Origin of the sequence: Janthinobacterium lividum, assembly GCF_011601275.1 — a bacterium.
GTDB classification, from domain to species: Bacteria; Pseudomonadota; Gammaproteobacteria; order Burkholderiales; family Burkholderiaceae_D; genus Janthinobacterium; species Janthinobacterium lividum_E.
This window is the reverse complement of the sequence record NZ_JAAOLY010000014.1, coordinates 173,587-194,624: the sequence shown is the minus strand read 5'-3', so window position 1 is coordinate 194,624 and position 21,038 is coordinate 173,587. Positions and strand designations below refer to the sequence as shown.

The window sequence follows — 21,038 nt, the reverse complement described above, 5'->3', positions numbered from 1 at the left end:
GCCACTCATGGCGAGTCGTTGGTGCAGCAGGGAATTCACGCAGCACCGCTGCGTGCCTGCGTAACGGTTCGCCCTTGCAAGGGCGAACTCCTTGGCAACATTAATCGCCACTCATGGCGAGTCGTTGCCGCTCCATGAATTCCTGCAAGGTATCGATGCCGCGCAGTTGCAGTATCGTATTGCGCACGGCCGCTTCCAGCAGCACGGCGATGTTGCGGCCAGCGGCGACGGGGATGACGACCTTGCGCACAGGCAAGCCCAGCACGTCTTCCGTGGGGAACAGGAATGGCAGGCGCTCGACTTCTTCTTCCAGCGCGTTGCGGCGTACGAGGTGGACGATCAGTTTCAAGCGCATCTTGCGGCGCACGGCCGTTTCGCCAAAGATGGCCTTGATGTCGAGTAAGCCCAGGCCCCGAACTTCCAGCAGGTTTTGCAGCAGGGGCGGGCAGCGGCCTTCGATCATGTTCGGCGCGATGCGCGAGAATTCGACGGCGTCATCGGCTACCAGGCCGTGGCTGCGCGAAATCAGCTCCAGGCCCAGCTCGCTCTTGCCCAGGCCCGAATCGCCCGTGATCAGCACGCCCACGCCCAGCACGTCCATGAACACGCCATGCATGATGATGCGCTGCGCCAGTTTTTTGGACAGGTAGACGCGCAGGAAGTCGATCACTTGCGCGGCCGGCAGCGGGGTGGAGAACAGGGGGATGTTTTGCTCGTCGCAAATGGCGAGGATGTCGGGCGGCGTTTCCAGCCCTTGCGCGATGATCAGCGCGGGCGGACCGCCGGCGATCAGCTCGCCGATCACGTGGGTGCGCGTGTTGACCTTCAGGCGCTGGTAGTAATTGATTTCCTGGTGACCAAAGACCTGGATGCGGCCCGGGTGGATCAGGTTCAAGTGGCCCACCTGGTCGGCGGCCGACGAGACGTCGCCCGAGATCAGGCGCTCGCCGCCGGGGAAGCCGGCGAACCAGCCCAGTTGCAGACTTTCACGATTATCGTCGTACAGGCGTTGTATCGTCAGCGGCGTTTGCAACATGGCAGTCTTCTTCAGGAGTGGAGGAATACCTGAAGTTTAACCCGCCGCTTGCAGACTGGGTTGCCAATTGACGATGCGCGAATGCACGGATTTCGGTTCCGGATCCGTGGCCAGCGCCGTACGGAAGGCATCATCGGAAAACATTTCGGCGATTTCCGACAGGATTTCCAGATGTTGCTGGGTGACATGATCGGGAATCAGCAGGAAAAACAGCAGATTGACGGGCTTGCCATCGGGCGACTCGAAGGGAATCGGCTCGGCCAGGCGCACAAAGGCGCCCAGCGGCGATTTCAAGGTTTTACTGCCCTTGACTCTGCCATGCGGCACGGCCACGCCATGTCCCAGACCAGTCGAGCCCAGGCGTTCGCGGGCAAACAGATTGTCCGAAACGGTAGAGCGGGCGATGCCGTAATTGTTTTCGAAGATCAGGCCGGCTTGCTCGAAGGCGCGCTTTTTACTGGAGACTTCCAGATCCAGCAGGACGTTTTCGAGGGATAATATTTTGCTAAGATTAGTCATGACACTCAATGAAATGGTGCAATGCGCAGAGGGCTTGCGAGCCGAATTATAGGCCTGTTTCGGCGGCCTGTAACGCCAATTCTCAACAGTATACGCCCGCTGCGGGCGCAGTGGACGCTACAGCCCACGTGGCCATCATTTTAGCAAAAAAATAACATCGGCGTGTATCGGCTATTTCTTGATTAAAAAAACACGCGGCGCGCCGGTTTTTCCGCCGCCGAATGCCGATTTTCCGATTTTTCAGCGTCTGTGACATGCTCTGCGGCACTACTGCAACGTTGTTTTAAAACACAGCCAACATTCCTGCTGGCATGGTTTTGTTGTTTGCCTGGAGGTGCTTGGTTGTTACTGACGGGCGTTGCGCAGATTGCCCGGCATCGCTCCCGTGCTGAAGTTGCTGCGCCATGGATTGATGTCGAGGCCGCCGCGGCGCGTATAGCGCGCATACACGGACAGTTTTTGCGGCTTGCACTGACGCAAGATATCGACAAAGATGCGCTCCACGCATTGCTCGTGGAATTCATTGTGCTCGCGGAAACCGATCAGGTAGCGCAACAGGCTTTCCTGGTCGATCTGCGGCCCAGCATACTCGATCTGCACGCTGCCCCAGTCGGGCTGGCCCGTCACCAGGCAATTCGATTTGAGCAAATGCGAGACGAGTTTTTCTTCCACGGGCGCTTCATCCAGGGCAGCTTTCAGCAGCAGCGGCGAAGGCGTGTATTGCGTGATTTCCAGGTCCAGACGGTCCAGCAGCACGCCGTTGAATTCGCCCATTTTCAGCTTGCCGAAATCTTCCTGCAAGGTCAGTTCCACTTGCACGGGCGCGCCGAAACCGTTCGATAAATCCTGCTTGAGCAGGGCCAGCAGCGCATCCGGGCTGTCCAGCTTGGTCTGGTTGAACGAGTTCAGGTACAGCTTGAACGATTTCGATTCGATGATGTTCGGTGTATCGGCGGGCGCGCTGACCTTGGCGATGGCCACCTGCGGCTTGCCGCGCTGGTTCAGCCACGACAGTTCATACGCATTCCAGATATCGAGGCCAAAGAACGGCAGTGTGCCGTGCAGCTCCAGCTCGTCGCGTTTGCCCTGGCGGGGAATGGGAAACAGCAGTTCCGGCGCGTAATCGGTGCGGTAGGCGGAGCTTTTGCCCAGGGGAGACAGTTCGGCGAGGTCGTTGGTGGTGGTCATGGTCGTGTGGCGTGAATTCAGTCAAGGACGCATGGTAGCCTATTTCACCCCAGTATAAATACCGGGGTGAATTCGCCATTTAACCGAGGAACAGTTTATACACAGGATTGCTGCTCTCATCCCAGTAACGATACCCGAGGGTATCGAGGAAGCGGGCGAATTCTCCCATCTCATCGGGCGGCACTTGTAAGCCGATCAGGATGCGGCCCACGTCGCCGCCCTGGCTGCGGTAATGGCACAGGGAAATATTCCAGTTCGGCGCCATGCTGTCGAGGAAGCGCATCAGCGCGCCCGGGCGCTCGGGGAATTCGAAGCGGTACAGCAGTTCGTCCTGGGCCAGGCGGCTCTTGCCGCCCACCAGGTGGCGGATGTGCGACTTGGCCAGCTCGTCGTGGGTCAGGTCCAGGGTCTTGAATTCGTGTTCCTCGAAGGTCTTCGCCAGCACGCTTGACTCATGCCGGTCGGCAATTTGAATGCCGACGAACACGTGCGCGGCTTTTTCATCGCTGATGCGGTAATTGAACTCCGTCACGTTGCGCGCGCCGATGAGCGAGCAGAAGCGCTTGAAGCTGCCCCGCTGTTCGCGCATGGTGACGGCAAACACGGCTTCGCGGAATTCGCCCAGTTCGGCCCGTTCCGCGACAAAGCGCAGCCGGTCGAAATTCATGTTCGCGCCGCTGGCAATGGTGACCAGGGTTTCATTGTTGACCGGGTGCTTGGTCAGGCTGGCCCGTTCCACATACGCCTTGGCGCCGGCCACGGCCAGCGCGCCGGAGGGTTCCAGGATGGAGCGTGTATCCGTAAACACATCCTTGATGGCGGCGCAGATGGCGTCCGTGTCGACCGTGATGATTTCATCGACATACGCCTGCACGAGGCGGAAGGTTTCCTCGCCGGCCAGGCGCACGGCCGTGCCGTCGGCAAACAGGCCCACGTCGTTCAAGGTCACGCGCTCGCCGGCCTTGAGCGAGCGGGCCATGGCGTTCGAATCGACGCTTTGCACGCCGATGATCTTGATGTCGGGGCGAATCTGTTTCACGTAGGCGGCAATGCCGGCGATCAGGCCGCCGCCGCCGATGGGGGCGAAGATGGCGTGGATGGGGCCGGCGTGCTGGCGCAGGATTTCCATGCCGATCGTGCCCTGGCCGGCGATCACGTCCGGGTCGTCGAACGGGTGCACGAAGGTCAGCTTCTGTTCCTTTTCCAGGGTCAGCGCATGGTTGTAGGCATCCGTGTACGACTCGCCGTGCAGCACCACTTCCACGTTCACGCCCCCGCGCCCCTTGACCGCCTCGACCTTCACCAGCGGCGTGGTGGTCGGCATGACGATGACGGCACGGCAACCCATGCGCGCAGCGGACAGGGCCACGCCTTGGGCATGGTTGCCGGCCGAGGCGCAAATCACGCCGCGCTTGCGTTCCGCTTCGCTGAGCTTGGACATCTTGTTGTAGGCGCCACGAATCTTGAAGCTGAACACGCTTTGCATGTCTTCGCGCTTGAAGTAAATCTGGTTGTTCAGGCGCTGCGACAGGGCAGGGGCCAGTTCCAGCGGCGTTTCGGTGGCGACGTCATAGACGCGGGCGGTCAGGATTTTCTTGAGGTAGTCGATGTTCATAGTCTGCAAGCAAGTGATTCTGGGCCAGAAAGGGTCTGGAGCGTGTCTGTCGATAGCGGCGGCGCGGCGGCGGATAGCCTGGCGACAATAATGCTCTGTGGAACTGCGGGCGGGTATGCCTTTGCCGGCCGGCGCGATGTGTGCGGCGCCCAGGCTGCTCTTCATTATAATGGAGAGCCTTACTGCATCGCGAAGTGTTCCATGATCGAATCCGCAATCGCCTGGCTGCTGCAGCTGATCGCAGCACCGGAAGTCGGGCTGACATCGGTCTTTCTGATCAGCTTTATTTCCGCCACCTTGCTGCCGCTCGGCTCGGAGCCGGCCGTGTTTGCCGTCATCAAGGCCAATCCCGCGCTATTCTGGGCTGCCATCGGCGTGGCCACCCTGGGCAATACCCTGGGCGGTATCGTCGACTACTGGCTCGGCTACCGGGCCAAGCAGGCGTTTGCCAAGGAGCGCGACACACGCTGGTTCCGCTGGCTGGCCCGCTATGGCGCCAAGACCATGCTGCTGGCCTGGCTGCCGCTCGTGGGCGACCCCCTGTGCACTTTGGCTGGCTGGCTCAAGCTGCCGTTCTGGCCCAGCGTGGCCTACATGGCTGTCGGCAAGTGTGCGCGCTACCTGACCATGACGGGCTTGCTGCTGTACGTGCCCGATGGCGTATGGCACCGGATCGGCCAGATGCTGGCCTGAATGGGACTGCCTGCAACGCCAGTTTGCCCCATTTTCGGGCAGGTCGATAGTTTGTAATAGAGTCCGATTCTTGGCATTTTTGCGTCAAAAAATCATGGAAACTTGTTTTTTATTCGCGCAAAAGAAGGCTTTTCCGTATTTGCTATGGGGGCGGATGAGGTGCTTAAACCTTGGGCGGCATAAGGCTGTTCCCGCATGGTGCGGCGCAATAAGATAAAATGGCCCTTTAGGGTCCAGTCTATATCGTCACCACACTCCATGAACGCTCCCGCACAAATCCAAGCTTTACTGGCAGAAACGCCGAATGGTCCCGCAGCAAGCCGCCTGCGCGAAATCCCGTATAACTACACGTCGTTTTCCGATCGCGAGATCGTCATACGCCTGTTGGGGGAGGACTCCTGGCGCCTGCTCGACGAGCTGCGCGGCGCCCGTCAGACGGGCCGTTCGGCCCGCATGCTGTACGAGGTGCTGGGCGATATCTGGGTCGTGCGCCGCAATCCCTACCTGCAGGATGACTTGCTCGACAATCCGAAGCGCCGCCAGGGCTTGATTGATGCCTTGCATCACCGCCTGGCCGAAGTCGACAAGCGCCGCCTGTCCATCGATGCGGCCGGCGGCGACGCGCTGGCGGCCGGCGAAGCGCCGGAAGTGGCCAAGGCGCGCAGCGCCAACGTGGAATTGCTGCTAAAGGCGGCCAGCAAGGCCGTGGCCGACTTTGGCGACGAATTCCGCAAGACCTATGACTTGCGCAAGCGCACGGTCAAGGTGCTGGGCCGCTACACGGAAAAACACAATGTGCGTTTCGACGGCATGACGCGCGTGTCGCACGTGACGGACGCCACCGACTGGCGCGTGGAATACCCGTTCGTCGTGCTCACGCCGGACACGGAAGAAGAAATGGCGGGCCTCGTCAAAGGCTGTATCGAACTGGGACTGACCATCATCCCGCGCGGCGGCGGCACCGGCTACACGGGCGGCGCGATTCCCCTGACGCCGATGTCGGCCGTCATCAACACGGAAAAACTCATCACCCTGGGCGCCGTGGAAATGACGGTCTTGCCGGGCCTGACGCACGAATACGCGACGATCAATTCGGGCGCGGGCGTGATCACGAACAAAGTGTCGGAAGCGGCGGAAAAGGCCGGTTTCGTGTTTGCCGTCGACCCGACGTCCGCCCATGCTTCGTGTATCGGCGGCAACGTCGCCATGAATGCGGGCGGCAAGAAGGCCGTGCTGTGGGGCACGGCGCTGGACAACCTGGCCTCGTGGCGCATGGTTGACCCGAACGGCGACTGGCTCGACGTCACCCGCCTCGACCATAATCTGGGCAAGATCCACGATATCGCACTGGCACGCTTCCAGCTGGAATGGCGCCACCCGAGCACGCGCGACGCCGCGAAACCGAACGCGCCGTTCAAGACGGAAATTTTGGAAATTCCTGGCCGCAAGTTCCGCAAGGAGGGCCTGGGCAAGGATGTCACCGATAAATTCCTCGCCGGCTTGCCGGGCATCCAGAAAGAAGGCTGCGATGGCCTGATCACGTCGGCGCGCTGGATTTTGCACAAGATGCCGAAATTCGCTCGTACCGTCTGCCTGGAATTCTTCGGCCAGGCGCGCGACGCGATCCCGTCGATCGTGGAAATCAAGGATTACCTCGACGGCTTGCCGGCGAAAGGCGAGCAATACACGACCCTGCGCCTGGCGGGCCTGGAACATCTGGACGAGCGCTACCTGCGCGCCGTCGGCTACGCCACCAAGTCGAAGCGGGGCGTGTTGCCGAAGATGGCCCTGTTTGGCGACATCGTCGGCGACGATGAAAACGCCGTCGCACAAGCGGCGTCGGAAGTGGTGCGCATTGCCAACACCCGCGTGGGTGAAGGTTTTGTTGCCGTCAGCCCGGAAGCGCGCAAGAAATTCTGGTTAGATCGTGCACGCACGGCGGCGATCGCCAAGCACACCAACGCGTTCAAGATCAATGAAGACGTGGTGATTCCCCTGAACCGCATGGGCGAATACACGGATGGCATCGAGCGCATCAATATCGAGCTGTCGATCAAGAACAAGTTGCAACTGGCCGACGCCCTGAGCGCGTTCTTTGCCAAGGGTAACCTGCCAATCGGCAAGAGCGACGATGCATCGGATGACCGCGTCGATGATGCTGAAATGCTGGGCGACCGTGCTGAACAGGCGCAACAGCTGCTGGCGCAAGTCACGGCACGCTGGACCTATCTGCTGGCCCAGCTGGACCGTCCGCTGGTCGACGCGAAGGGGGAACTGGCCGAACTGGGCATGGAGCGCTTGCTGCCCGTGTTCGAAGCGCGCCTGGAAACGCAGCCGAACGCGACATTGTTCGACGTGGTGCAGGACCGCACCGTGCGCATCACGTGGAAGCAGGAAATCCGCGCCCAGCTGCGCCAGATCTTCAACGGCGCCGCCTTTAAACTGATCCTGGACGAAGCGACGGCGATTCACGCGCGCATCTTGCGTAGCCGCGTGTTCGTCGCGCTGCACATGCATGCGGGCGACGGCAACGTGCACACGAACTTGCCCGTCAACTCGGACAACTACGAAATGCTGCAGGACGCCCACGAAGCCGTGGGCCGCATCATGATTTTGGCCCGTTCGCTCAATGGCGTCATTTCCGGCGAGCACGGTATCGGCATTACCAAGCTGGAATTTTTGACGGAAGAAGAGATCGGCGACTTCCGCAGCTACAAGCAGCGCATCGATCCGGAAGGCCGTTTCAACAAGGGTAAATTGCTGAACTTGCCAGGCATGGGTGCCGACTTGCGCAATGCCTATACGCCATCGTTCGGCCTGATGGGCCACGAATCGCTGATCATGCAGCAAAGCGATATCGGCGCCATCGCCGACAGCGTCAAGGATTGCTTGCGTTGCGGCAAGTGCAAGCCTGTCTGCTCGACCCACGTGCCGCGCGCCAACTTGCTGTATTCGCCGCGCGATAAAATTTTGGCGACCTCGTCGCTGATCGAAGCGTTCCTGTACGAAGAGCAGACGCGCCGCGGTATTTCCATCAAGCATTGGGAGGAGTTCGAGGACGTGGCCGACCACTGCACGGTCTGCCATAAATGCGTGACGCCTTGCCCGGTCAACATCGACTTCGGCGATGTGTCGATGAACATGCGCAACTTGTTGCGCAAGATGGACAAGAAGAGCTTCAATCCTGGCACCAAGGCCACGATGATGTTCCTCAACGCCACCGATCCCGTGACCATCAACGCCACGCGCAAGGTCATGATCGGCTGGGGTTACAAGGCGCAGCGCCTGGGCCACGATTTGCTGAAGAAGTTTGCCAAGAAGCAAACCAAGGCGCCGCCGCCATCGACGGGCAAGCCGCCCGTCAAGGCGCAGGTGATCCACTTCATCAACAAGAAAATGCCGGGCAACCTGCCTAAGAAATCGGCGCGCGCGCTGCTCGATATCGAAGACGACAAGGTCATCCCGATCATCCGTAATCCGAAGACGACGACGGCCGATACGGAAGCCGTGTTCTACTTCCCCGGTTGCGGTTCGGAGCGTCTGTTCTCGCAAGTGGGCCTGGCCACGCAAGCGATGCTGTGGGAAGTGGGCGTGCAGACGGTCTTGCCGCCGGGCTACCTGTGCTGCGGTTATCCGCAGCGGGGCGCGGGCGAGTTCGACAAGGCCGAGAAGATGATGACGGACAACCGCGTCCTGTTCCACCGCATGGCCAACACGCTCAATTACCTGGATATCAAGACGGTGCTCGTGTCGTGCGGCACTTGCTATGACCAGCTGGCCACGTACCAGTTCGAGAAGATTTTCCCCGGCTGCCGCATCATGGATATCCACGAGTATTTGCTGGAGAAAAACGTCAAGCTGGAAGGCGTCAACGGCACGCGCTATATGTACCACGAGCCATGCCACAATCCGATGAAGCTGCAGGAATCGGGCAAGACCATCAACTCCCTGATCAGCACGGTGGACAACGTGAAGATCGAGAAGAATGACCGTTGCTGCGGCGAATCAGGTTCGCTGGCTGTCACGCGCCCCGACATTTCCACGCAAGTGCGTTTCCGCAAGGAAGAAGAGATGGTCAAGGGGGCCGACAAGCTGCGCGGCGACGGTTTTACCGGCGACGTGAAAATCCTCACCAGCTGCCCGTCGTGCCTGCAAGGACTCTCGCGCTACAATGACGATTCGGGCACGACGGCCGACTACATCGTCGTCGAGATCGCCAAACACTTGCTGGGAGAGAACTGGATGCCGGATTACGTGAAACGCGCCAATGACGGCGGCATTGAACGGGTGCTCGTGTGACCTGCGATCTGTGCACACTGCTGGACGGCTACGCCAACAAGCAGGGTCTGGAGACCTTGCTGTGGCGCAGCGAGCGGCTGTCCGTCGTGGCTGTCGATGACGCCGCCTATCCCGGCTTTTGTCGCGTGATCTGGAACAAGCACATCAAGGAAATGACGGACTTGACGCCTGGCGAGCGCAACTACGTCATGGAAGTCGTGTGGCAAGTCGAGCTGGCCGTGCGTGAAGTGATGCAGCCGGAAAAGGTCAATGTGGCCAGTTTCGGCAACATGACGCCGCACGTGCACTGGCACGTGATTCCCCGTTACCGCGACGACGCGCATTTCCCGAACCCCAGCTGGGCTGTCGTGCAGCGCGAGACGGCGCCCGAGGTGCTGGCCGCGCGCCGCGCCCTGCTGCCGGCCTTGCGCGACGCCATCATTCAACGTTTATCCGCATAAAGTATCGTCATGACTGAAAAAGCAGCAACACCGCAACCGACCGGCTTGACCGTGCACAACCAGTCGCGAGTGCTCGACGTGGCGTTTGACGATGGCAGCGAATTTGCGCTGCCGTTCGAATACCTGCGCGTGTACTCGCCGTCGGCCGAAGTGCAGGGCCATGGCAAGGGCCAGGAAACCTTGCAGTTAGGAAAACGCCTGGTGGGCATCACGGGCATCGAGCCGGTCGGCAACTACGCCGTCCAGCCGACCTTCAGCGATGGCCACAATTCCGGCCTGTATACCTGGGCCTACTTGTACAAACTGGGCGCGGAAAAAGACAAACTGTGGCAAGCCTACCTGGACCAGCTGGCGGCAGCTGGCTATCCCGGCGACAGCGGCCGCGACGCCAAGGCCGACATGACGGTCAAGCAATCTTCCGGCCACGTCCACGGCCCTAGCTGCGGTCACAAACACTAGGGTAAAAATAATGGGTAATCTTGTCGGATTGCCGCCGCCCCGTTCGTCGTATGGATGCCCGCGCTTGCGGGCATTTTTCTTTTGGAGAAGAGACTATGGAATACATGATCCTGATCTATGCCGACGAGGCGCGCTATGCCGCCATGCCAGACGAGCAGATGGCCAGCCTGATGGCCGACTTTGCCAGCTATACGCAGGCGCTGGAGGCGGCCGGCGTGCTGCGCGGCGGGGCCGAGCTGGCGCCCGTGGGCAGCGCCACCAGCGTGCGGGTGCGCAATGGCAAGCCCGTCATCACGGATGGGCCGTTCGCGGAAACCAAGGAGCAGCTGGGCGGCTACTATCTGCTAGCCTGCGCCAACCTGGACGAGGCGCTGGCCTGGGCCGGGCGTTGTCCGGCGGCTTCCCTGGGCACCATCGAAGTGCGGCCCGTGACGGCTTGACGATGGCCGGCGACGCCGTTGCGGCCGTCGAGCACGTCTTTCGCCAGGAAAAGGGCAGGGTGCTGGCCGGCCTGATGCGGCGCTTCGGCGACCTGGGCCTGGCGGAAGATGTGTTGCAGGAAGCGTGCCGCAAGGCGCTGGAACTGTGGCCGCGCACGGGCATTCCCGATAATCCCGCCGCCTGGCTCAGTTCGGTGGCGCGCAATGCGGGGCTCGATCGCAGGTGCTGCACGTAATCTACCTGGTGTTCAGCGAAGGCTATTGCGCCAGCGGCGGCGACACCCTGCTGCGCGCGAACCTGTGTGCAGAGGCGCTGCGCCTGGGGCGGCTGCTGGACATCCTGCAGCCGTGCCAGCCGGAAGTGCAGGGGCTATTGGCCTTGATGCTGCTGCAGGCGTCGCGCGGCCCGGCCCGTTTGTCGCCCGAGGGGTATTTGATGACCCTGGAAGAGCAGGACCGGCGCCTGTGGCAGGGGGACTTGATTGCCGAGGGACTGGCGCTGCTGGAACTGGCCTTGCCTGCGCGTGCGCCAGGGCCATACCAGTTGCAGGCGGCCATTGCCGCCTTGCACGCCAAGGCGCCCACGGCCGGGCAGACGGACTGGCGCCAGATCAGCGCCCTGTACGGCGCCTTGCTGCGGCACAAGCCGGAACCCTTGATTTTGCTCAATGCCGTGATCGCCTGCGCCATGGCGCATGGGGCCGCACACGGCCTGATGTGGCTGGAGCGGCTGGAAACCGTGCCCAACCTTGCCAGCTCGCATTATCTGCACGCGGCCCGGGCCGACTTGCTGCGCCGCCAGGGCGACCGGCCGGGGGCGCTGGCGGCGTATGCCCAGGCGGCAATGCTGGCTTCAAATGCAGTGGAAAGGCAATACCTTCTCCGGCGTCACGGGGAAATGCGCCTGCCGCTTGTATAATGCTCCCAAGTTCAAACAGACTGCCTACCATGACCAATACGACCCATTTCGGATACAAAACAGTTGCAGAAGACGACAAAGTGCGCGAAGTCGCCAAGGTGTTCCATTCCGTCGCTGCCAAATACGACGTGATGAACGACTTGATGTCGGGCGGGCTGCACCGTCTGTGGAAGACGTTCACCATTGCCAATGCGGGCGTGCGCCCCGGTTTCAAGGTGCTCGACATTGCCGGCGGCACGGGCGACCTGTCGAAGGCGTTCGCCAAGCAGGCGGGCCCGACGGGCGAAGTCTGGCTGACCGATATCAATGAATCGATGTTGCGCGTGGGCCGCGACCGCCTCTTGAATCGCGGCCTGCTCACCCCCACCATGTTGTGTGACGCGGAGAAACTGCCATTCCCCGATAATTATTTTGACCGTGTCAGCGTGGCCTTTGGCCTGCGCAACATGACGCACAAGGACGTGGCGCTGGCGGAAATGCGCCGCGTGCTGAAACCGGGCGGCAAGCTGCTGGTGCTGGAGTTTTCCAAGGTGGCGGCGCCCCTGCAAAAGCCGTACGACCTGTATTCGTTCTCGGTCCTGCCGTGGTTCGGGCAGAAAATCGCCGGCGACGCGGAAAGCTATCGTTACCTGGCCGAATCGATCCGCATGCATCCGGACCAGGAAACCCTGAAGACCATGATGGAAACGGCGGGCCTGGAACGCGTGCAGTACTACAATTTGACGGCAGGCATTGCCGCTTTGCACACCGGTATCAAGATGTAATGCATCAACGTTGGTGTTTTTAGGAGATGGAATGAAATTGAAGAAATTTATGGTCGGCATGATGCTGGCCGCGACCACGGTATCCATGCTGGGCGAGGCGCTGGCCCGTCCCATGGGCGGTGGCCGTTCGTTTGGCCGCCAGTCGCAAAACGTGGGCCGCCAGGCGCCCGCACCGGCGCCGACCCCGGCACCGGCTGCCGCGCCACGCCAGGCGCAACCTGCTCCAGCTCCCGCACCGGCACCTGCCGCCAAGGCACCGAGCCGCTGGAAGGGGCTATTGGGCGGCGCACTGCTGGGCCTGGGCCTGGGCGCGCTGCTGTCGCATTTCGGCCTGGGGGGCGCCCTGGCCAGCATGATCAGTACCCTGTTGATGGTGGCCTTGCTGGCCGGCGTGGCCTACTTCATCTACCGCATGGTGCGTGGCAAGCGTGACAGCAACACCAGCGGCAATGCGCCGTTCGCCGGCTTCGGCAACCAGCCTGCGCCAGCGGGCAACGTGCCTGACATCGGTTCGCGCATTCCACCGCTGCCGCCGCTGCAGCCTGTCTCGTCCGGCGTAGGCCTGGACAAGCCGGTGCCGGCTGCCGCGCCATGGGGTGTGCCAGGCGACTTCGACAAGGAAGCGTTCCTGCGTCACGCGAAAAGCAATTTCATTCGCCTGCAAGCGGCCTGGGACAAGGCGGACGTCAACGATATCCGCGAATTCACCTCGCCGGAAGTGTATGCGGAACTGCGCATGCAAATCCAGGAACGGGGCGCGCAGCCGGACTTTACGGACGTCGTCACCATCGATGCCGAACTGCTGGGCATCGAGACGAGCGTCAATGATTACCTGGCCAGCGTGAAGTTTACTGGCCTGATCCGTTCGGCGCCGGGCGCGGCAGCGGAACCGTTCGCGGAAGTATGGAATATGTCGAAACCCGTCAGCGGCAATAGCGGCTGGGTCCTGGCAGGCATCCAGCAATTGAATTAATTGTAAAAACTTGCTGAATACTGGCTTAAGTCCATGCGGAATGCATGATGCTTAACAGATATTTCCTGCTGAACTGGTAAGATCGAAACCGCCCACGTTGTTTTACGGGCGGTTTTTTCTTTTTGGGGGCGCGAAGCGCGCAACATGATGGCACCACTTTCCGATCTTTCCCTGATGACGCCCGTCATCGCGACACTCAACCACTTGCTGGCGCAAGAGCCGTGGGCGCGCCAGCAGTTGGCCGTCCATGCCGGCAAGCTGGCATGCATCGACACGGGCGCCGTGGCCTTGCGCCTGCGCGTCGACAGCGCCGGCATGCTTGAAGCGGCTCCCGGTGCGGCGCCGGCCGACACGCCGGCCAACGTCACCATCCGCGTAAAATTGTCCGACGTGCCGCTGATCCTGCAAAACCGCGAGCGGGCGTTTTCCTACGTCAAGATCGAAGGCGATGCCGAGTTTGCCAATGCGATTTCGCAATTGAGCAAGGGCTTGCGCTGGGAAGCCGAGCACGACCTGGAAAAGGTCGTTGGCCCCATGCTGGCCACGCGCCTCGTTGCCGGCGCCAAGGATGCGGCCGCCTTTGTGCGCACGGGCCAGCAAAAGCTGGCGGAAAACGTGGCCGAGTATTTTCTCGACGAACAGCCCATGCTGATCCGTCCTTCTACCTTGCAAGAGTATTCCGCTGGCGTGACGCGCGTGCGCGATGACGTCGAACGCCTGGCCAAGCGCCTTGCCCGGCTGGAAAAGGCGGCCGCCGCCGTTCAGCCGCAGTCCTCCTCACCGGATTTGTCTACATGATATTGAAATTCCTGCGCCTGTTTAAAATCATCCGTGTTTCCATCAAGTACGGTCTGGATGAGATAGCGATTTCTGGTCTGCAAGTTCCCCGCACCGCCAAATTGATCGATACCCTGATTTTCTGGCGCGACCTGTCGTCGCCACGGGGCTTGCGCCTGCGCCTGGCGCTGGAAGAGCTGGGCCCGATCTTCGTCAAATTCGGCCAGGTGCTGTCGACCCGGCGCGACTTGATGCCGCTCGACATCGCCGAAGAACTGGCGCGCCTGCAAGACCGCGTGCCGCCTTTCGATTCCGACCTGGCCATCGCGCAAATCACCAAGTCGCTCGGCGCGCACCCTGACCAGCTGTTTGCCCGCTTCGAGCGCGAGCCGGTGGCGTCCGCCTCGATTGCCCAGGTGCACTTTGCTACCCTGAAAGACGGGCGCGAAGTCGCCGTGAAGGTTTTGCGTCCAGGCATGAAAAAGCTGATCGACGAAGACGTGGCGCTGATGCACATCGCCGCCGACTGGACCAGCCGCCTGTGGGCTGACAGCAAGCGCTTGAAACCGAAAGAAGTGGTGGGCGAGTTCGACAAATACCTGCACGACGAGCTGGACCTGATGCGCGAGGCGGCCAACGCCAGCCAGCTGCGCCGCAACTTCGCCAACTCGGACTTGCTGCTGGTGCCGGAAATGCACTGGGATTACTGTTCCAGCAGCGTCATCGTCATGGAACGCATGGTTGGCATCCCCGTGTCGCAGACGGAGCGCCTGGTGGCGGCCGGCGTGGATCTGCGCAAACTGTCCAGCGATGGCGTGGAGATTTTCTTCACGCAAGTGTTCCGCGACGGCTTTTTCCATGCGGACATGCACCCCGGGAATATTCTCGTGTCCATCGCGCCCGACTCGTTCGGCCGCTATATCGCGCTGGACTTCGGCATCGTGGGTACCTTGAACGACTACGACAAGGATTATTTGTCGCAAAATTTCCTCGCCTTCTTCCGCCGCGACTACAAGCGCGTGGCCGAGGCGCACATCGAATCGGGCTGGGCGCCGAAAGACACGCGCGTCGATGAGCTGGAAGCGGCCGTGCGCGCCTGCTGCGAGCCGATCTTCGACCGTCCGCTGAAGGATATTTCTTTTGGGCAGGTTTTGCTGCGTTTGTTCCAGACTTCGCGCCGCTTCAATGTGGAAGTGCAGCCGCAACTGGTGCTGCTGCAAAAGACCCTGCTCAATATCGAAGGCCTGGGCCGCCAGCTGGACCCGGAGCTGGACCTGTGGCAAACGGCCAAGCCCTACCTGGAAAAATGGATGAGCAACCAGGTGGGCCCGCAAGGCTTCATGGAGCGCCTGCGCGCCGAGGCGCCCCGTTATGCGCACATCTTCCCGCAACTGCCGCGCTTGCTGCACCAGGCTTTGACGGTGCATGGCGAGCCGCGTGAAAACGATGTGGAATTGATGAAAACCTTGCTGGCGGAACAACGCCAGACGAATCGCCTGCTGAGCTTTATCGTCTACTTCGTGGGCGCCTTCGCCCTCGGCGCGCTGGGCTTGCAAGTGTTCATGCGCTGGCATCAACTGCCGTTTTAAAGGCTGAGGACGTAAGTGATGGCTGACTTCAATACCCGCGATCCGCTCTCGCCCGCCTTCTGGGACGAGCGTTTCGAGAAGCAATTCACACCCTGGGACCACGGCGGCGTACCGTCGCGCCTGCGCAGCTTTGTCGCGGGCAGCCCGGCGCCGCTGCGCTGCCTGATTCCCGGTTGCGGCTCGGCCTATGAACTGGTTTTCATGCTCGATCACGGCTGGGATGCCACGGCCATCGACTTTTCGCCGGCCGCCGTGACCGCCGCGCGCGCCGTCGTCGGCGAACGGGCAGGGCAGGTGGTGGAAGCCGATTTCTTTGCCTGGGAACCTGTTGCGCCGCTGGACCTGATCTATGAACGGGCCTTTTTGTGCGCCATGCCGCGCGCCATGTGGCCGCAAGTGGCGGCCCGCTGGGCGCAGCTGCTGGCGCCGGGCGCCATGCTGGCTGGTTACTTTTTCTTTGACGATAATGCCAAGGGACCGCCATTTGGTATTTCACGGGAGAAACTGCAGGAATTGCTGGCGCCGCATTTCGACTGCCTGGCCGATGAAGCCGTCGATGATTCCATCGCCGTCTTCGCGGGCAAGGAGCGCTGGATGAGCTGGCGCCGCCGGGCGGACTGAGGCAGGGAAGGAAAGCGGCGGGGCATTTTCCGCTGGGAATGGCGGAAAAGCTTTATAATTCAGGGTTTTTGATGATTTTCTCGGAGTAGAGATGCCGATTTACGCTTACCGTTGTGACGAGTGTGGTTTTGCCAAGGATGTCTTGCAAAAGATCTCCGATCCAGTACTGACGGTGTGCCTGTCGTGCGGCAAGCCCAGTTTCAAGAAACAATTGACGGCCGCCGGTTTCCAATTGAAGGGCACCGGCTGGTACGCGACCGATTTCCGCGGCGGCACGGCGCCCACCACGGCCATTCCGACGGGCCCGGCCGACAACGCCAAGCCTGCCGCGGCCGCCGACAGCGCGCCTGCCGCTGCGCCTGCTCCCGCCCCGGCTGCAACCGCGCCGAAAGCGGACTGAAAGCGCGCCGCGCCGATACGATCCATTACCGAGAAACTGATGCGTAAATACTTTATTACCGGATTACTGATTTTGGTGCCCCTGGCCATTACGGCCTGGGTCCTGAATCTGGTGATCAGCACGATGGACCAGTCGCTGCTGCTGGTGCCCGGCAGTACGCAGCCCAGCGTCTGGTTCGGCCACAAGGTTCCCGCGCTGAGCACCATTCCCGGCCTGGGCACGGTATTGACGGTACTGATCGTGTTCTTCACGGGCTTGCTGACGAATAACCTGGTCGGCAATTACGTGGTGAAACTGTGGGAAAAATTGCTGCAACGCATACCCATCGTCAATTCCCTGTACTCGAGCGTCAAGCAAGTGTCCGATACCCTGTTTTCCCCGTCGGGCAATGCGTTCCGCAAGGCCGTGCTGGTGCCGTATCCGCACCAGAACTCCTGGACCATCGCTTTCCTGACCGGTGTGCCGGGCGGCGATGCGGCGAACCACCTGGTGGGCGACTTCGTCAGCGTGTACGTGCCGACGACGCCGAATCCGACATCGGGCTTTTTCCTGATGATGAAGCGCAGCGATGTCGTCGAACTCGACATGAGCGTCGATGCGGCGCTCAAATATATCGTCTCGATGGGCGTGGTGGCGCCTGCGGAAGTTGTTGCTGTACCGGCCCCGGCAGCCAAAGAATAAAGGCAGGCGTCCCACGTGGGACGTGGCCGGATTGAACACTCACTAACCTGAACTGAGAATTTTATGTCTATGCGTACTGAATACTGCGGCCTCGTTACCGAAGCCATGCTGGGACAAACCGTCAGCCTGTGCGGCTGGGTACATCGCCGCCGCGACCACGGCAGCCTGATTTTCATCGACTTGCGCGACCGTGAAGGCCTGGTGCAAATCGTCTGCAACCCGGAACAAGCGGAAATGTTCAAGGTCGCCGAAGCCGTGCGCAACGAATTCTGCCTGCGCGTGACGGGCGTCGTGACCAACCGTATCGAAGGCACGATCAACAACAACCTGAAGTCGGGCAAGATCGAAGTGGTCTGCTCGGAGCTGGAAGTGCTGAACCCTTCCGTGCCCGTGCCGTTCCAGCTGGATGACGACAACCTGTCGGAAACGACGCGTCTGACGCACCGCGTGCTGGACCTGCGCCGCCCGCAAATGCAGAACAACCTGCGCCTGCGCTACAAGGTGACGATGGAAGTGCGCAAGTACCTCGACGCGCTGGGCTTCATCGACATCGAAACGCCGATGCTGACCAAGTCGACGCCAGAAGGCGCGCGCGATTACCTGGTGCCGTCGCGCGTCAACGCGGGCAGCTTCTTCGCCTTGCCGCAATCGCCACAGTTGTTCAAGCAACTGTTGATGGTTGCTAACTTCGACCGTTATTACCAGATCACCAAGTGCTTCCGCGACGAAGACTTGCGCGCCGACCGCCAGCCTGAATTCACGCAGATCGACTGCGAAACCTCGTTCCTGACGGAACAGGAAATCCGCGACCTGTTCGAAGACATGATCCGCGTCGTCTTCAAGAACACCTTGGACATCGATCTGCCGAACCCGTTCCCGGTGATGGATTTCGCCGAAGCGATGGGCCTGTACGGTTCCGACAAGCCGGACATGCGCGTCAAGCTGGTCTTCACGGACTTGACGGAAGTCATGAAGTCGGTCGAGTTCAAGGTCTTCAACGGCGCCGCCAACATGAAAGGCGGCCGCGTGGTTGCCCTGCGCGTACCGCAAGGCGGCAGCATGCCCCGTTCGGAAATCGATGCCTACACGCAATTCGTCGCCATCTACGGCGCCAAGGGCCTCGCTTACATCAAGGTCAACGAGAAAGCCAAGGGTCCTGAAGGCTTGCAGTCGCCGATCGTCAAGTTCCTGCCTGCCGACGTGCTGGCCACGATCCTCGAGCAGACGGGCGCGCAAGACGGCGACCTGATCTTCTTCGGCGCGGACAAGGCCAAGGTCGTCAACGACGCCATCGGCGCGCTGCGCGTGAAGATCGGTCACAGCGAGTTCGGCAAGAAAGCCGGCCTGTTCGAAGACGTGTGGAAGCCATTGTGGGTGGTCGACTTCCCGATGTTCGAGCACGACGAAGAAGCGGACCGCTGGACGGCAACCCACCATCCGTTCACGGCGCCGAAAGACGGCCATGAAGACATGCTGGAAAGCGATCCGGGCGCCTGCATCGCCAAGGCTTATGACATGGTCTTGAACGGCTGGGAACTGGGCGGCGGTTCGATCCGTATCCACCGCGAAGAAGTGCAGTCGAAAGTGTTCCGCGCACTGAAGATCGACGCCGAAGAAGCGCAGCTGAAGTTCGGCTTCCTGCTCGACGCCCTGCAATACGGCGCGCCACCGCATGGCGGCCTGGCATTTGGCCTGGACCGTATCGTGACCATGATGACGGGTTCCGAATCGATCCGCGACGTGATCGCCTTCCCGAAAACCCAGCGCGCGCAAGACTTGCTGACCCATGCGCCGTCGGAAGTAGACGAGAAGCAATTGCGTGAACTGCACATCCGTTTGCGCAGCGCCGAGCCAAAAGTAGTGTAATGAAGCATGCGGCTGCCCTGGCGGCCGCTGTTTGATCCGCTATGCAAAAAAAGGCGCTGTCGTGGCGCCTTTTTCATTGTTGATATGACTCATAAAATTCCTGTTTCCGTGCTGGTCGTCATTCATACGGCTGACCTTGACGTCTTGCTCATCGAACGCGCGGGCCAGCCCGGTTTCTGGCAATCGGTGACGGGTTCCGTCGATGCCGTCGACGAACCGCTGCTGCAGACGGCCGCGCGCGAATTGTTCGAGGAAACTGGCATCGTTGCCGATGGGCGCGATATCGTGCTGCGCGACTGGAACTTGTCGAACGTGTACGAGATCTACCCGATCTGGCGCCACCGCTATGCGCCCGGCGTGACGCGCAACACGGAACACGTGTTCAGCGTGCAGGTGCCGCGCGACATCGCCATCACCCTGAGCCCGCGCGAACACTTGCAGTACGCGTGGCTGCCCTACCTGGCCGCGGCCGACCGCTGTTTCTCGTCGTCCAACGCGGAAGCGATTCTGCAATTGCCGGCCATGACGGGCCTGGCGCGTCCCACCTGATTTCCCTAGAAAGCATTCCATGTTGAACTGGTTACATTTGACTGCGCAGCAAAAACTGCTGGGCACCCTGGGCATCGTTTTTTGCCTGTGCTTTATCTTCCTGCTTTTCAGCTCCACCGTGCCTGGCCGCACGCCGCCGATCGGCATGCCGTTGATGGCGATCGGCTGGCTGCTGCACCCGGGCGCGTTTGCCAAGGGCAAGCGCACCGTGGCCTGGCGCGGCGCACCGTTGCTGGTCAAGATCGTCTGGGCGGCCGGCATCACCGCGTTGATCGTCAGCGTGACGGCTGGCGTGGGGCGCATGCTGGCCTGATTGTGTGCGTTTAGGTGCGCACGCGCACCTACGCTGGCGCCGCGCGGGCCCTGTCTGGGAGTAGAATCAAGGCATGAAAATCCGCGTAGCAACTTATAATATCCACAAGGGTGTCTCCTCCGTGCGAGGCTTGCCCCGCGTGCATGCTTTAAAACAGGCGATCGCCCTGTTCCATGCCGATGTCGTCTTTTTGCAGGAAGTGCAAGGCAAGCATGACCGCAATGCGGCCCGCTTTGGCGCCGAGAAAAATGGCCACAAGCATTGGCCGGAAGCGTCGCAGCATGAGTTCTTTGCCGGCGCCGAGCACCATTCCGCCTACGGCATGAATGCCGTGTATGACCATGGCCACCATGGCAATGCCTTGCTGAGCAAATTCCCCATCGCCTCACAAACCAACCATGACGTCTCCGACCATGCCTACGAGCAGCGCGGTATCCTGCATTGCGTGCTCAAGACGCCGCAAGCCGACGTGCACTGTTATGTCGTCCATCTGGGCCTGTTCGAGTCGGGACGGGGCCGCCAGACGCAGGCGCTGATCGACGCCGTCATGGAATCGGCGCCGGATGGCGAACCCGTCATCATTGCCGGCGATTTCAACGACTGGCGCAACACGCTCAGCGACAAGCTGCGCAATGCGCTGGGCGTGGTGGAAGTATTCGACCAGCGCGCGTCGAATTCCGCCCTGGGCGACCTGGTGCGCACCTTGGCGCGGCGCCAGAGCAAGACCCCCACGCCCGTGCCGGCGCGCACCTTTCCCGCCGCCTTGCCGTGGTTCCGCCTGGACCGCATCTATGTGCGCGGTTTCCACGTGGAAGGCGCGCAAGTGATGCATGGCACCTTGTGGGCAAAACTGTCGGATCACGCGCCGATCGTTGCTGCTTTGAAACTCGCGTAGAC

22 protein-coding genes are annotated in these 21,038 nt (G+C 61.1%); 18 read left to right on the top strand and 4 right to left on the bottom strand.

The features are described 5' to 3' along the window. Window positions 1–100: 100 nt before the first annotated feature. From hprK to ilvA, 4 genes are all read right to left on the bottom strand, one after another. Window positions 101–1,036, bottom strand: coding sequence for an HPr(Ser) kinase/phosphatase (hprK, locus tag GYK42_RS21135; protein WP_034753337.1), 936 nt, complete (start codon window positions 1,034–1,036; stop codon window positions 101–103). 36 nt (window positions 1,037–1,072) lie between these two features. Continuing rightward, the gene (locus GYK42_RS21130; protein WP_034753339.1) at window positions 1,073–1,555 is read right to left on the bottom strand and encodes a PTS sugar transporter subunit IIA; all 483 of its coding nucleotides are present in this window, start codon (window positions 1,553–1,555) and stop codon (window positions 1,073–1,075) included. Window positions 1,556–1,900: 345 nt separating this feature from the next. Further along, window positions 1,901–2,743 carry an NADPH-dependent 7-cyano-7-deazaguanine reductase QueF gene (gene queF, locus GYK42_RS21125; protein WP_166449068.1) on the bottom strand — a complete coding sequence of 281 codons (843 nt, stop codon included), beginning with the start codon at window positions 2,741–2,743 and terminating at the stop codon, window positions 1,901–1,903. A gap of 79 nt (window positions 2,744–2,822) precedes the next feature. Further along, window positions 2,823–4,358 carry a threonine ammonia-lyase, biosynthetic gene (ilvA, locus tag GYK42_RS21120; protein ID WP_139092208.1) on the bottom strand — a complete coding sequence of 512 codons (1,536 nt, stop codon included), beginning with the start codon at window positions 4,356–4,358 and terminating at the stop codon, window positions 2,823–2,825. Window positions 4,359–4,559: 201 nt separating this feature from the next. On the opposite strand from ilvA, the gene GYK42_RS21115 reads away from it, so the two are divergent. The 18 genes from GYK42_RS21115 to GYK42_RS21035 all read left to right on the top strand — a co-directional run bounded on the left by GYK42_RS21115 (window position 4,560) and on the right by GYK42_RS21035 (window position 21,036). Then, window positions 4,560–5,051 carry a YqaA family protein gene (locus tag GYK42_RS21115; RefSeq protein WP_034753347.1) on the top strand — a complete coding sequence of 164 codons (492 nt, stop codon included), beginning with the start codon at window positions 4,560–4,562 and terminating at the stop codon, window positions 5,049–5,051. Between the two features lie 258 nt (window positions 5,052–5,309). Beyond that, window positions 5,310–9,350 carry a DUF3683 domain-containing protein gene (locus tag GYK42_RS21110; protein WP_166449067.1) on the top strand — a complete coding sequence of 1,347 codons (4,041 nt, stop codon included), beginning with the start codon at window positions 5,310–5,312 and terminating at the stop codon, window positions 9,348–9,350. Beyond that, the gene (locus GYK42_RS21105; RefSeq protein WP_346768131.1) at window positions 9,347–9,790 is read left to right on the top strand and encodes an HIT family protein; all 444 of its coding nucleotides are present in this window, start codon (window positions 9,347–9,349) and stop codon (window positions 9,788–9,790) included. The genes GYK42_RS21110 and GYK42_RS21105 overlap by 4 nt, the downstream gene beginning before the upstream one ends. Before the next feature lie 9 nt (window positions 9,791–9,799). Further along, window positions 9,800–10,249, top strand: a complete 450-nt coding sequence (locus GYK42_RS21100) for a gamma-butyrobetaine hydroxylase-like domain-containing protein (protein WP_166449066.1) — start codon at window positions 9,800–9,802, stop codon at window positions 10,247–10,249. 95 nt (window positions 10,250–10,344) lie between these two features. After that, window positions 10,345–10,689 (top strand): YciI family protein, encoded by a 345-nt coding sequence (locus tag GYK42_RS21095; protein ID WP_166449065.1) that lies wholly within the window; start codon window positions 10,345–10,347, stop codon window positions 10,687–10,689. 2 nt (window positions 10,690–10,691) lie between these two features. Next, on the top strand, window positions 10,692–10,925 hold the full coding sequence (locus GYK42_RS29370) for a sigma factor (protein WP_240943687.1): 234 nt from the start codon (window positions 10,692–10,694) through the stop codon (window positions 10,923–10,925). Beyond that, window positions 10,913–11,608 (top strand): DUF6596 domain-containing protein, encoded by a 696-nt coding sequence (locus GYK42_RS21090; RefSeq protein ID WP_240943686.1) that lies wholly within the window; start codon window positions 10,913–10,915, stop codon window positions 11,606–11,608. The genes GYK42_RS29370 and GYK42_RS21090 overlap by 13 nt, the downstream gene beginning before the upstream one ends. A 29-nt stretch (window positions 11,609–11,637) precedes the next feature. Beyond that, window positions 11,638–12,372, top strand: a complete 735-nt coding sequence (gene ubiE, locus GYK42_RS21085; protein WP_034778407.1) for a bifunctional demethylmenaquinone methyltransferase/2-methoxy-6-polyprenyl-1,4-benzoquinol methylase UbiE — start codon at window positions 11,638–11,640, stop codon at window positions 12,370–12,372. A gap of 31 nt (window positions 12,373–12,403) precedes the next feature. Beyond that, window positions 12,404–13,345 carry a Tim44 domain-containing protein gene (locus GYK42_RS21080; RefSeq protein ID WP_166449064.1) on the top strand — a complete coding sequence of 314 codons (942 nt, stop codon included), beginning with the start codon at window positions 12,404–12,406 and terminating at the stop codon, window positions 13,343–13,345. A gap of 147 nt (window positions 13,346–13,492) precedes the next feature. Beyond that, entirely contained in the window at window positions 13,493–14,143 is a 651-nt protein-coding gene (locus tag GYK42_RS21075) for a ubiquinone biosynthesis accessory factor UbiJ (RefSeq protein ID WP_166449084.1), read from the top strand. Beyond that, window positions 14,140–15,711 (top strand): ubiquinone biosynthesis regulatory protein kinase UbiB, encoded by a 1,572-nt coding sequence (gene ubiB / locus GYK42_RS21070; protein WP_166449063.1) that lies wholly within the window; start codon window positions 14,140–14,142, stop codon window positions 15,709–15,711. Before GYK42_RS21075 ends, ubiB begins: the two co-directional genes overlap by 4 nt. 18 nt (window positions 15,712–15,729) lie before the next feature. After that, window positions 15,730–16,332 carry a methyltransferase gene (locus GYK42_RS21065; RefSeq protein WP_166449062.1) on the top strand — a complete coding sequence of 201 codons (603 nt, stop codon included), beginning with the start codon at window positions 15,730–15,732 and terminating at the stop codon, window positions 16,330–16,332. A gap of 91 nt (window positions 16,333–16,423) precedes the next feature. Next, on the top strand, window positions 16,424–16,732 hold the full coding sequence (locus GYK42_RS21060) for an FmdB family zinc ribbon protein (RefSeq protein WP_166449061.1): 309 nt from the start codon (window positions 16,424–16,426) through the stop codon (window positions 16,730–16,732). Between the two features lie 39 nt (window positions 16,733–16,771). Beyond that, complete coding sequence (locus GYK42_RS21055; protein ID WP_034753372.1) at window positions 16,772–17,413, top strand: DUF502 domain-containing protein; 642 nt, start codon at window positions 16,772–16,774, stop codon at window positions 17,411–17,413. A gap of 69 nt (window positions 17,414–17,482) precedes the next feature. Then, window positions 17,483–19,279 (top strand): aspartate--tRNA ligase, encoded by a 1,797-nt coding sequence (gene aspS / locus GYK42_RS21050; RefSeq protein WP_166449083.1) that lies wholly within the window; start codon window positions 17,483–17,485, stop codon window positions 19,277–19,279. Window positions 19,280–19,363: 84 nt separating this feature from the next. After that, on the top strand, window positions 19,364–19,828 hold the full coding sequence (gene nudB, locus GYK42_RS21045) for a dihydroneopterin triphosphate diphosphatase (RefSeq protein ID WP_034753377.1): 465 nt from the start codon (window positions 19,364–19,366) through the stop codon (window positions 19,826–19,828). A 19-nt stretch (window positions 19,829–19,847) separates the two neighbouring features. Beyond that, window positions 19,848–20,141 carry a hypothetical protein gene (locus GYK42_RS21040; RefSeq protein ID WP_046682130.1) on the top strand — a complete coding sequence of 98 codons (294 nt, stop codon included), beginning with the start codon at window positions 19,848–19,850 and terminating at the stop codon, window positions 20,139–20,141. A gap of 73 nt (window positions 20,142–20,214) precedes the next feature. Then, window positions 20,215–21,036 carry an endonuclease/exonuclease/phosphatase family protein gene (locus GYK42_RS21035; RefSeq protein WP_166449060.1) on the top strand — a complete coding sequence of 274 codons (822 nt, stop codon included), beginning with the start codon at window positions 20,215–20,217 and terminating at the stop codon, window positions 21,034–21,036. Window positions 21,037–21,038: the final 2 nt, after the last annotated feature.

What these genes read in the sequence shown, in the direction of transcription:
- GYK42_RS21110 (WP_166449067.1), top strand. Translation starts at nt 5,310, where the DNA reads ATGAACGCTCCCGCACAAATCCAAGCTTTACTGGCAGAAACGCCGAAT.
- nudB (WP_034753377.1), top strand. Translation starts at nt 19,364, where the DNA reads ATGACTCATAAAATTCCTGTTTCCGTGCTGGTCGTCATTCATACGGCT.
- GYK42_RS21100 (WP_166449066.1), top strand. Translation starts at nt 9,800, where the DNA reads ATGACTGAAAAAGCAGCAACACCGCAACCGACCGGCTTGACCGTGCAC.
- GYK42_RS21080 (WP_166449064.1), top strand. Translation starts at nt 12,404, where the DNA reads ATGAAATTGAAGAAATTTATGGTCGGCATGATGCTGGCCGCGACCACG.
- ubiB (WP_166449063.1), top strand. Translation starts at nt 14,140, where the DNA reads ATGATATTGAAATTCCTGCGCCTGTTTAAAATCATCCGTGTTTCCATC.
- GYK42_RS21060 (WP_166449061.1), top strand. Translation starts at nt 16,424, where the DNA reads ATGCCGATTTACGCTTACCGTTGTGACGAGTGTGGTTTTGCCAAGGAT.
- aspS (WP_166449083.1), top strand. Translation starts at nt 17,483, where the DNA reads ATGCGTACTGAATACTGCGGCCTCGTTACCGAAGCCATGCTGGGACAA.
- GYK42_RS21035 (WP_166449060.1), top strand. Translation starts at nt 20,215, where the DNA reads ATGAAAATCCGCGTAGCAACTTATAATATCCACAAGGGTGTCTCCTCC.
- GYK42_RS21095 (WP_166449065.1), top strand. Translation starts at nt 10,345, where the DNA reads ATGGAATACATGATCCTGATCTATGCCGACGAGGCGCGCTATGCCGCC.
- queF (WP_166449068.1), bottom strand. Translation starts at nt 2,743, where the DNA reads ATGACCACCACCAACGACCTCGCCGAACTGTCTCCCCTGGGCAAAAGC.
- GYK42_RS21055 (WP_034753372.1), top strand. Translation starts at nt 16,772, where the DNA reads ATGCGTAAATACTTTATTACCGGATTACTGATTTTGGTGCCCCTGGCC.
- ilvA (WP_139092208.1), bottom strand. Translation starts at nt 4,358, where the DNA reads ATGAACATCGACTACCTCAAGAAAATCCTGACCGCCCGCGTCTATGAC.
- GYK42_RS21115 (WP_034753347.1), top strand. Translation starts at nt 4,560, where the DNA reads ATGATCGAATCCGCAATCGCCTGGCTGCTGCAGCTGATCGCAGCACCG.
- ubiE (WP_034778407.1), top strand. Translation starts at nt 11,638, where the DNA reads ATGACCAATACGACCCATTTCGGATACAAAACAGTTGCAGAAGACGAC.
- GYK42_RS21065 (WP_166449062.1), top strand. Translation starts at nt 15,730, where the DNA reads ATGGCTGACTTCAATACCCGCGATCCGCTCTCGCCCGCCTTCTGGGAC.
- GYK42_RS29370 (WP_240943687.1), top strand. Translation starts at nt 10,692, where the DNA reads ATGGCCGGCGACGCCGTTGCGGCCGTCGAGCACGTCTTTCGCCAGGAA.
- hprK (WP_034753337.1), bottom strand. Translation starts at nt 1,036, where the DNA reads ATGTTGCAAACGCCGCTGACGATACAACGCCTGTACGACGATAATCGT.
- GYK42_RS21040 (WP_046682130.1), top strand. Translation starts at nt 19,848, where the DNA reads ATGTTGAACTGGTTACATTTGACTGCGCAGCAAAAACTGCTGGGCACC.
- GYK42_RS21075 (WP_166449084.1), top strand. Translation starts at nt 13,493, where the DNA reads ATGGCACCACTTTCCGATCTTTCCCTGATGACGCCCGTCATCGCGACA.
- GYK42_RS21130 (WP_034753339.1), bottom strand. Translation starts at nt 1,555, where the DNA reads ATGACTAATCTTAGCAAAATATTATCCCTCGAAAACGTCCTGCTGGAT.